This window comes from Dietzia sp. DQ11-71, assembly GCF_014144995.1.
GTDB classification, from domain to species: Bacteria; Actinomycetota; Actinomycetes; order Mycobacteriales; family Mycobacteriaceae; genus Dietzia; species Dietzia kunjamensis.
Genome location: NZ_JAALDT010000164.1, coordinates 1 through 2,452, shown reverse-complemented (window position 1 = coordinate 2,452; position 2,452 = coordinate 1). Strand labels below are relative to the sequence as shown.

At 72.3% G+C, this 2,452-nt stretch carries 2 protein-coding genes and 1 pseudogene; all 3 read left to right on the top strand.

Annotated features, from left to right (window positions below; all coding sequences use genetic code 11):
• Positions 1-446: pseudogene (locus G6023_RS06735) on the top strand (allantoicase); the annotation flags it as partial.
• Positions 447-600: 154 nt separating this feature from the next.
• Positions 601-1,665, top strand: coding sequence for an isopenicillin N synthase family dioxygenase (locus G6023_RS06730; RefSeq protein WP_182634609.1), 1,065 nt, complete (start codon positions 601-603; stop codon positions 1,663-1,665).
• A 14-nt stretch (positions 1,666-1,679) separates the two neighbouring features.
• The coding region (locus G6023_RS06725) for an alpha/beta fold hydrolase (protein WP_182634608.1) at positions 1,680-2,452 on the top strand (773 nt) is incomplete at its 3' end.

Here is a 2,452-nt window from a genome sequence, read left to right as displayed (position 1 = left end):
TCACCCGCGAGGGCACCGAGACCTATCGCGCCCGCCACATGGGCGAGGGCTGGGAGAACGCCCGCCGCCGCGACGACGGCAACGACCACGTCACCATCGCCCTGGCCGGCCCGGGCACGGTCGATCACGTGGAGATCGACACCTCCTATTACGTCGGCAACGCCCCCGGATCGGCGTCCCTGCACGGCATCCGCAGGGCCGAGGACCTCGACCGCCCCGAGACCTGGGTCGAGTTGGTGCCCCGCACCCCGCTGCAGCCCGATTGCCGCCACCGGTTCCTCGTCGGGGCCCCCGCCGGCCCCGACACTCCCGGCACAGACCCCGACCCCGTCCGGTTCGTCCGCATCGACGTCTTCCCCGACGGCGGCATCGCGCGACTCCGGGTGCACGGGCGGCTCACGGCGGACGCGCTCGAGGCGATGGCCGCCCGGCTCCCGCGGAGCTGACCGTTAATGCGGTGGTCACACGCGGGTGACGGCGACGGAACCCGCCCTCGGTAGACATGGTCGTGCACCGGCCCCCACCCCGCGTGGTGGGCGCCGCGGCCCGGCACACCGGCCCCCGTCACCTCGGCCGGCCACTCCGCCACAGGAGAAGCTCATGACCACTGATCACCCCGGTTTCCACGTCCCCACGGTGGACCTGTCTCCCTACGTCGTCGGCGGGTCCTCCGACGACCGCGCGCGGGTCGCCCGCGAGATCGACGAGGCCTGCTCGACCGTCGGGTTCATGCAGATCGTCGGACACGGCGTGGCACCCGCGGTCATCGACGGTCTGGCCGGCGCGATCGACGACTTCTTCGCACTGCCCCTCGAGGCCAAGAAGGCCTACCGCGTGGCCGATGCGAACCGCGGGTACAGCCCGCCCAGGAGCGAGTCGCTCAGTTTGAGCCTCGGGGTGGAGTCCGCGGGGCGGATGAACGACTTCTTCGAGGCGTTCAACGTGGGGGTCGAGGCACGCTCGTTCGTCGGTCTGGACCTGTCGGAGGACGACTACGGGATCAACGTGTGGCCCGATCTCCCCGGTGGCCGGCGGCCCGGTTTCCGCGAGCGGGTCGATGCCTACTTCGCCGAGGCCTCCCGTGTCGCGCGCACGCTCACCCGCGTCTTCGCCGACGCCCTCGGCCAGCCCGCGGGGTACTTTGAGCAGCTCACCGACCACTCGATCGACGTTCTCCGCATGGTCAACTACGCCCTCGACGAGGGGCCCGTCTCGCTCGACGGCGAACTCAAGGGAATGGGCGAGCACACCGACTTCGGTCTGGTCACGGTCCTGTGGGCCGACCGGGTTGCCGGTCTCCAGGTCCTCGGCACCGACGGAGGCTGGCACGACGTCCAGCCCGTGGAGGACGGCCTGCTGGTCAACCTCGGCGACCTCACCGCGCGGCTGACCAACGACCGGTGGATGTCGACCCTGCACCGCGTGGCGCCACCGATCGTCGACGGCCGCATCGTCCGCCGCCGCTCTGCCGCGTTCTTTCACGACGGCAACGTCGACGCCGTGGTGGCCACCCTGCCCGAGTTCGTGGGCACCGACGGCGACGCCTACGAGCCCGTCACCGTCCGCGAACACATCGCAGACAAGCTCGCCGGGTCCCGGCACGGCAAGGCCAATACCGCGGCGGTTCGCGAGGCGGCCCGGGTCCTGGCGGCGGCGGAACAGTGAGGGAGGGCGACACCGTGACGGACGTGGTGTTGGTCCACGGCGCGTGGGCCGGCGGCTGGGTGTGGGACACCGTCACCGGTCCGCTCCGTGCGGCCGGCCTCCGCCCCCATGTGGTCGACCTACCGGGCGTTGGCGGCGACGACGACGAGGTGGTCGACCTCGACACCCTGGCCGACCATGTGTCGGCACTCGTGCGGCTTCTCGAACGACCCGCCGTTCTCGTGGGGCACTCCGGCGGCGGGGTCGTGGTGACCCGGGTCGCCGAACTGATTCCGGACCGGGTCGCCGGGGTCGCCTTCGTCGCCGGGATGATGCTGCCCTCGGGGGTGGACTTCGCGCAGCTCTGTGCGGGGATCGGCCTGCCCACGGATGTGGGGATCTCCCGGTGGCTCGAGTCGAGCGCCGATGGTCGCGAGACCTCGGTCCCGCCCGAGGCCGCGGCGGCGGTGTTCTTCCACGATGCCCTGGAGGGGGAGGCGATCGCTGCCGCGCGACGGTTGCGTCCGCAGCGGGAGAGCGCCCGGCTGATCTCCGCCGCCTGGACCCCTGCGCGCTTCGGCGCCCTGCCGCGGTTGTACGTCGAAGCCACCGGGGATCGCACCGTGCCGATCATCGCGCAGCGACGCATGCAGCAGCTCACCCCCGGTGCCCGGGTGGTCACGCTCCACACGGGCCACGTCCCGCAGCTGTCCGCACCGGGCCCACTGTGCGCGGCGCTGGCGAGCTTCACGCGGGACGTCGCCGCCGGAGCCGACGAGCGGGCGGCGCGCCACACCGCCCTCACGTC